Source organism: Anaerolineae bacterium (assembly GCA_014360855.1).
In the GTDB taxonomy this organism is placed as follows: Bacteria; Chloroflexota; Anaerolineae; order JACIWP01; family JACIWP01; genus JACIWP01.
Genome location: JACIWP010000171.1, coordinates 1 through 7,157, shown reverse-complemented (window position 1 = coordinate 7,157; position 7,157 = coordinate 1). Strand labels below are relative to the sequence as shown.

General features: G+C 64.9%; 5 protein-coding genes. 3 read left to right on the top strand and 2 right to left on the bottom strand.

Features of this window, described 5'->3' with window-relative positions:
* A partial coding sequence (locus tag H5T60_09935) for a Gfo/Idh/MocA family oxidoreductase (GenBank protein ID MBC7242750.1) occupies window positions 1-619 on the top strand: 619 nt, incomplete at its 5' end.
* 19 nt (window positions 620-638) lie between these two features.
* Window positions 639-1,616 carry a GDP-mannose 4,6-dehydratase gene (locus H5T60_09930; protein MBC7242749.1) on the top strand — a complete coding sequence of 326 codons (978 nt, stop codon included), beginning with the start codon at window positions 639-641 and terminating at the stop codon, window positions 1,614-1,616.
* On the opposite strand, the gene H5T60_09925 is transcribed toward H5T60_09930, so the two are convergent.
* Both H5T60_09925 and H5T60_09920 read right to left on the bottom strand, forming a co-directional pair.
* Window positions 1,589-2,509, bottom strand: a complete 921-nt coding sequence (locus tag H5T60_09925; GenBank protein ID MBC7242748.1) for a PD40 domain-containing protein — start codon at window positions 2,507-2,509, stop codon at window positions 1,589-1,591. The genes H5T60_09930 and H5T60_09925 overlap by 28 nt on opposite strands.
* Before the next feature lie 20 nt (window positions 2,510-2,529).
* On the bottom strand, window positions 2,530-6,633 hold the full coding sequence (locus tag H5T60_09920) for an oligosaccharide flippase family protein (GenBank protein MBC7242747.1): 4,104 nt from the start codon (window positions 6,631-6,633) through the stop codon (window positions 2,530-2,532).
* A gap of 243 nt (window positions 6,634-6,876) precedes the next feature.
* Here H5T60_09920 and H5T60_09915 point away from each other — a divergent pair.
* Window positions 6,877-7,157: hypothetical protein (locus H5T60_09915; protein MBC7242746.1), on the top strand; the 281-nt coding region annotated here is incomplete at its 3' end.

Sequence of the window (7,157 nt, the reverse complement as noted above, 5' to 3'; positions counted from 1 at the left end):
CATTGATGCCGGCACCCTCGGCGATATCTACTACCTCTACTCCACCCGGGTCAACCTGGGCCGCGTACAACAGGACCTGAACGCCTTGTGGAGCATCGCGCCCCACGATATCTCCATCATGAACTTCCTACTGGGCACCATGCCCGTGGAGGTAAGCGCCCGCGGCGCCAAATACCTCAGCGGGCGGGTGGAGGATGTGGTCTTCGCGGACCTGGCCTATCCCAATGGGATCATCGCCCACATCCATGCCAGTTGGCTGGACCCCAGCAAGGTCCGCAAGATGACCATCGTCGGGAGCCGCAAAATGATCGTCTACGACGACATTGACCCCGAGGGCAAGGTGCGGCTGTACGACAAAGGGGCGGACCGCATCAACGGCTCGCAGATTTACGGGGAGTTCCAGTACAAGCTCCGCACAGGGGATATCTATATCCCCAAGATTGACCTGACGGAACCGCTGTACCTGGAATGCGCGCATTTTGTCGAGTGCGTGAAGGAAGGCCGCCGGCCCCGCACCGACGGGGTCAACGGACTGCGGGTCGTGCGCGTCCTGGAGGCGGCGGAGCGCTCCATGGCCAAGAACGGCGCCCCCGAACCGGTGGAACCGGTCTCCCTCTGATCCCACCAGGATGACTGCCATGCCCAAGCGCTGTTTGGTGACCGGGTGCGCCGGCTTCATTGGCTCCCATCTGGCGGAGCGGCTGATACAGCTCGGCCACACCGTCGTCGGCATCGATAATTTCAGCGACTTTTACCCGCGCGCTGTGAAAGAGGGCAATCTGGCCTGGCTGAAGGGACAGCCGGCCTTCACCTTCGTCGAAGGGGACCTGGCGCAGATGGACCTCGCCCCCTGGCTGGAAGGGGTCGAATGGGCGTTCCATCAGGCGGCACAGGCCGGCGTGCGCTCCAGTTGGGGCAACGACTTCGCCATCTACACCCAGTCCAATGTCCTGGCGACCCAGCGCCTGCTGGAAGCCGCCAAAGGTTCCCCGACCCTGCAGGCCTTCATCTATGCCTCCAGTTCCTCGGTGTACGGCGATGCCGAGCGTTATCCTACGCGCGAGGATTTCCTGCCCCAGCCCATTTCGCCCTACGGCGTGACCAAGCTGGCCGGCGAGCACCTCTGCCGGCTCTACGCGCGGGCCTACGACGTGCCGGCGGTATCCCTGCGCTATTTCACCGTCTACGGCCCCCGCCAGCGCCCCGATATGGCCTTTCACCGCTTCATCCGCGCCATGCTGACCGATGCGCCGCTGATGATCTACGGGGACGGCATGCAGACGCGTGATTTCACCTTTGTCGGGGATATCGTGGAGGCCAATTTGCTGGCCGCCGGCCGCGGCCGGCCCGGCGAGGTCTATAACATCGGCGGCGGCTCGCGGGTGACGGTGCGCGATGTCATCGCCTTGCTGGACGAGATCATCGGCCGGCCGGCCAGGGTGGAGTTCGCGCCGGCGCAGAAAGGCGACGTCCTGCACACCGCCGCGGACATCCGCAAAGCCGCGCGCGAGCTGGGCTATCAGCCAAAGTATTCCCTGCGAGAGGGACTGGCCCAGGAGGTCGCCTGGCTGGAGGGCCGGCTCGCTTCTCAGCGTGACCAGCTCGGCAGGGCATAATACCCGCTCTCTTTGGTCAACTGTTGGATATCCTTGCCGTCCGGGGTCATGGTGTATAAGTTGACAGCCCCGCCCGGGTTCGAGGCGAAAACGATGCGCCGGCCGTCCGGCGACCAGGCCGGGTCCACCGCGTAGGCCGGCCAGTCCCGCGTCAGCTCCACCAGGTTGCCCCCGTCGGCGTCCATGCGGTAAATGCCCTTCTTCACCTGGTCATCCCCCATGAAAATGATGTATTTGCCATCGGGGGACCAGCGCGGGCTCCAGGCGCTCAGCGGTAGGTCCGGTGTGAGGTCCCTGGGCTGGGGGTTCTCGGGATTGACGTCTACAACGTAAATATGGGCCACGTTGCTCACATTCATATAGGCGATCTTCTGGCCGTCGGGGGACCAGCTCGGGTACAGGGACACGTCATCCTTGCCGCTGGTCAGCCGCGCCACGTTGGAGCCGTCGGCGTTCATGACGTACAGCTCCAGGCCGGCCGATACCTCCATTGGGCCGCCTTCCAGCGGCACAAAATAGGTGCGGTCGCTGACAAAAGCGATGCGGGTGCCATCGGGCGACCATGCCGGCATGTAATCCACGGCGGTGTTGTCGGTGAGCTTCACCAGGCCCGAGCCGTCCATGTTCATGACGAAAATCTCGGGATCGCCGTCGCGGTCGGAGGCGAAGGCTAGCCGTTTGCCATCGGGGGAGAGGGCCGGCGTGCCATCCCAGGCGGGATCGGAGACCAGTGTCGTCAGTTTCTGATCCGTCAGCGAGAGCAGGAGGATGTCGGAAGTGTCTCCCTGACGGAATTCGAAGGCAATGGCGCCGGCGGAGGGGCGGCCGGCGCATCCCGACAACAGCAGAGCTACCAGGCCCAGCAGGGCCCACAGCGTACGGGATAATCGCATGTCTCTTTCCCTCGGATCAGTTAGGGTTCGCCGGCGGGGCGCAGGCCGATGCGCCGGCGGAAGGCATCCCGCAGGCGCCCCCAGGGCATCAGCTTGAGCACCGCCTGCATATCCGGCTCCCGGAAGGCCCCCAGCGCCGCCAGCAGGCCGAGGTACACCAGGACGGCCAGGAGCAGGCGCAGGAAGATGTTCCAGGAGGCGGTAAGCCAGAGGCCGGCGGCCATGATGCCGGCGGCCAGGGCCGGCCGCCACACGATGGCCGGCCAGGGAAGCGGCCCGATGTTGCGCCGCACGCAGTAATAGAAGGGTATCAGTAGGACGATTTCCGACAACACGGTGATGACCGCCGCCGCCTGATACCCGAAGCGCGGGATGAACAGCAGGTTGCCGATAAAGTTGAACGCCACGCCGATGAGAAAGGCTTTGGTCAGGAAGCGCTGTTCGTCCAGGGCGATGAGCACGTATTGGGTGACGCTGTTGATGTAGCTGAAGGGCAGGAAGCCGATGAGCAGTTGCAGGGCGATCATGGAATGCGGCAGGAACTTGCCGCCGCCCAGGATGAGGATCAGCTCGCGGGCGATGAAGGGCGTGCCGGCGGCGATGGGCAGGCTGATCATCAGCAGGAACTTCAATGAGGCGATATACGCCCGTTTCAACGAGTCGCGCGCCGATTCGGCGAAGCGCGACATGACCGGGAAGATAGCGAGGGTGAAGTAGGCGGGGATGATGTTCAGGCCGTCAATGTATTTGTAGGCGGCGCTGTAGTAACCCACCACGCGGTCCCCCTGCATCGGCTTGAGCAGGAGCATGTCGATGCGGAAGAAGACCGTTGCCAGGAGGTGGTTGATCATCAGCGGGTAGGAGGTCTTCAGCATTTCCCGCTGGAAGGCCGGCTCCACCTCCAGGCGCGGGCGGAAGAAGAGCCGGCTCATCAGCAGGAAGAGCGTGCCGGCGGTGAAGATGTTGACCACCACCGAGACGCCGGCCAGCCCCACAAAGCCCCAGCCGATGAGCAGGACCAACGTGCCCAGGCTCACCTTCAGCACGTTGGTGACGGCGCTGAGGCCGGCGGGTATCTCCATCCGCTCATGGGCGTAGAAGACGGCGCTCAATACCTCGGAGATGTTGCTGAAGAACAGGGCGATAGCGAAGAGACCGATGGCAGTGGCCGTGTCCGCGCTCAGTGCCCCCAGGCGGTAGTAAATATAGGCGACCAGCGCCATCAGCGGCAGGGCCGCCAGCCACAGCATGATGCGTAAGATTACCGTATTGCTCAGGTAGCGGTTGGCGCGCGAGCGGTCCTTCGACACCTCGCGCGTCAGCAGAGTTCCCAGGCCGAACAGGGTCAAGATCTCGAAATAGCCGATGAAAATGATGGCGAAGGCATAGCGCCCTTCCCCCACCGGCTCCAGGATGCGCAGGCGGAGCATGGCAAAAGCGAAGTCAATGGCCTTGTTGACCAGCGACAGGATCATGGGGGTCAGGCTGTTCTTGGCGACGCGCTTGAGCAGTGCATCCTCCCCCTCTTCCTCGCGGTAGACCTTACGCCAGACATAGTAGGCGAGCAGGAGGAAGATCAGCACGCCGGCCAGGAAGGCGGCGAACAGGCCGATCTTGAAGCTCATCGGAGTGTAGACGAAGCGCACGGTATATCGGCCGGCGTCCACCCGCACCGCCCGGAAATTGCCGTCGGCGCGATAAATGGGCCGCTCGACCTCGTCATCCTGGGAGCCGCCCTGCGGCCGCACATAGGCCTTCCAGCCGGGGAAGTAGCTGTCGGCCAGCACCAGCCAGCCGGCGCCATCCGCGGTGATATCCACCTCGACCGAATTCATGCTATAACGAACCGCATCCGCCGGCCGATAGGGGGTCGGGGCACGGCCGGCCTCCAGCGCAGCGCGGTCCGCCGGCGCCGGCTCTTCCTCCAGCAGGACCTCGCGGGTCGGCTCCAGGGCCGGCAGATGCTCCAGGAGCGCCGGCCGCGGCAGGACCTTTTCCTGGGCGACGAAGAAGGCCCGCGGCAGTGCATCCTGGTTCTCGTATATCCGCACCTCCCCCTGGTACACCAGGCGGTATCCCGGGTTGGGGATCGTGTGCGCGGTCATCACATAGCGCACGTTCAACAGGTCCAGCAGGCGCGAGTCCAGGGCGTCGTACTGGGGGATGTAGATGGGGGCGATGCGGTTGTACAGCAGTTCGTTGGCCTGCGGCGCGATGCGGTCCATGTATTCCACATACTGCTTGGTGATGATGGAATCGTAGCCGCGCACGTCCTCCAGGCCGTAGAACATGCCCACGTTGGCGTTAAAGGTCTTCTCGCCCGGCGCGTTGAAGGTGGTCAGGCGGAAGGGGCGGGTCTGCGCCTCCAGGAATGCCACCGCCGGCGGCTTGAACGATAGGAGCGCCGGCTCCACCGCCGGGTTGAACCCATGCCCCAGGATGAACAGCTCCCCGGCCGTCAGCCCGATGGGGAGGATGCTCCAGAGCAGGATGCGGCCGAAGCGCCGGCGCATGACCGGCCAGCGCGTCAGCAGGACGGCGACGCCGCCGGCGCCCAGAAAGGCGAAAAAGATGAGCAGGTTGCGAAACTGATACGAGTAGAAAGCGCGGCCGTCCGGAAAGGCGCGCTGGGCCAGCTCGGAATGGCGCAAGACCCAGTCCCCGATGGCGAAGAAAGGCTCGGGACGGGCCAGGCTCACGGCAAGGGCCAGCAGGCCGGCACCGCCGGCGGCGGCCGCGCCCCAGCCGATGAGCCGCCAGACGGCCGGCAGGGGCCGCTTCCCCTGGGCGATATCGGCCAGCGCATGGGCGCCGATGCCGGCCAGCACCGCCATACACATCGTATAAGGGAAGACCCAGCGGAAGGGGGAATGCAACTGCTTGAAGCCCGGCACGCCGTAATAGAGCACGGCATATAGGGGTGTGCCGAAAGCCAGCAGCAGGGAAATGAGGGCCAGCAGGGCGAAGAAGGCCTCGCGGCGGGTGCGCCGGCCGGCGGTCAGCGCGACAGCGGCGAGGAGGATAGGGAAGGTCCCCACCCAACTGCCGGCCTCGACATAGTTCTTGATGCCCCAGAAGATGTTCTGGATCGGCTCGCCCAGGGCATTGCGCGCCGCCGGCACCCACTGCCGCAGGACGATATCCCAGTAGCCGTGATGGCTCGGATTGCCGAAGAAATCCGGGATGAAGAAAGTGATGATCTGACGGGTCGGATAGGCCCAGCCCACCACGTCCTGATAGCTGGCGGAGCCCTCTCGGAAACTGCGCGATACCAGCTCGTACAGCGGCACCCACTGCACCGCTCCCAGGCCCAGCCCCAGCAGTCCCATCAGCGCCAGGTGGCCGACGGCGCGGGCGGTAAGGTGCAGATCGCGCGTGTCGCGCGCCAGCCATGCCAGCCGCCACAGGGCGTAGAGGGCCATCACCATGAGGGTGTAGATGCTGATCTCCACATGGCCGGCCAGGAACTGCACCGCCAGGATGACGGCGCCGGCGGCCACCCACGGCAGGGCGGAACGCCGTGCCCCGCCCGGGCGCTCCTCATGCCGCTGGATGATGATCTCGATAATGGCCAGGAGCGCCGGCAGCCAGGCCGCCGCGGCGATGATCATGGAGAAGACGACGCTGACGATGAAAAAGCCGCTGAACATGTAGGTGATGGCGGCGACCAGGCTTCCCAGCCGGCGGATGTCCAGCACCCGCGCGAAGGCGTACATCGCCAGGCCGGCCAGCATCAACTGCAGGGCGCTGAACCAGCCATAGGCGTGGGCCAGCGGGAGGATGTAAAAGATGATGCTGAAGGGATACAAGGCGGAGTGCTGGCCGGCGGCCAGGAAGGGGATGCCGGCGAAAACATAGGGGTTCCAGAGCGGCAGGGCGCGTGCCCGGATGCTTTCCCGGATGAAGGTCTTCCAGGCATAGTTCTCCAGGATGAGGTCGCTGAGCAGTTCGTTGTGGGGGACGGCGGCGTTCCACTGCTGGGCGAAGGTGCGCCAAGGCTCAAAGGTGAACAGGTTATCGGCCGGCAAAAGCGTCTTCCCGCCCAACGTCACCGGCCAGAACATCCACAGCGCCAGGGCGCCGATGAGCGCCACTGCCCATATGTCACGTCGGTTCAGGCCCATGGGCCGGCCAACCCTCTCCTTCCGGATGGAGTCCGCGTACCAGGTCCCTGCATTATACAATGGGAGCATGGCGCCGGCAAAATGTAGGGGCAACCCATGCCTCGCCCCCGCGTGCGGTTGCCCTGCGGAGCGACCTCACCCCGGCCTTCCCCGCACACAGGGGATATGCCGTCAATTTGCCGGTGAAGGGGCGGGTCGGTATATTAGGGATGGAATTCAGCTCGCAGAACGCTGTCAGCGGAGATGCAAGCCATCGGAGCCACGACGAAGCAGTTCCTGATTCCAGGGGTATCCTGCATCTCGCGGCGCGCGGCGCGCCTGGCCGGCCTGCTGCTCCTCCTTCTGGCCGGCGCGCTTTATCTCCTGACCCTGGACGACGGACTGCGGGTGGGGGAACTGCTGGGCGGCGACCTCATCACACACCAGTACGCCCAGGTGCTGGGCCGGCCGGCCAATGCCCCCGGCTATCCCGTCTATTCCATGCTGGGATGGCTCTGGTTCCGCATTGGGCGGGCGGTCCTGCC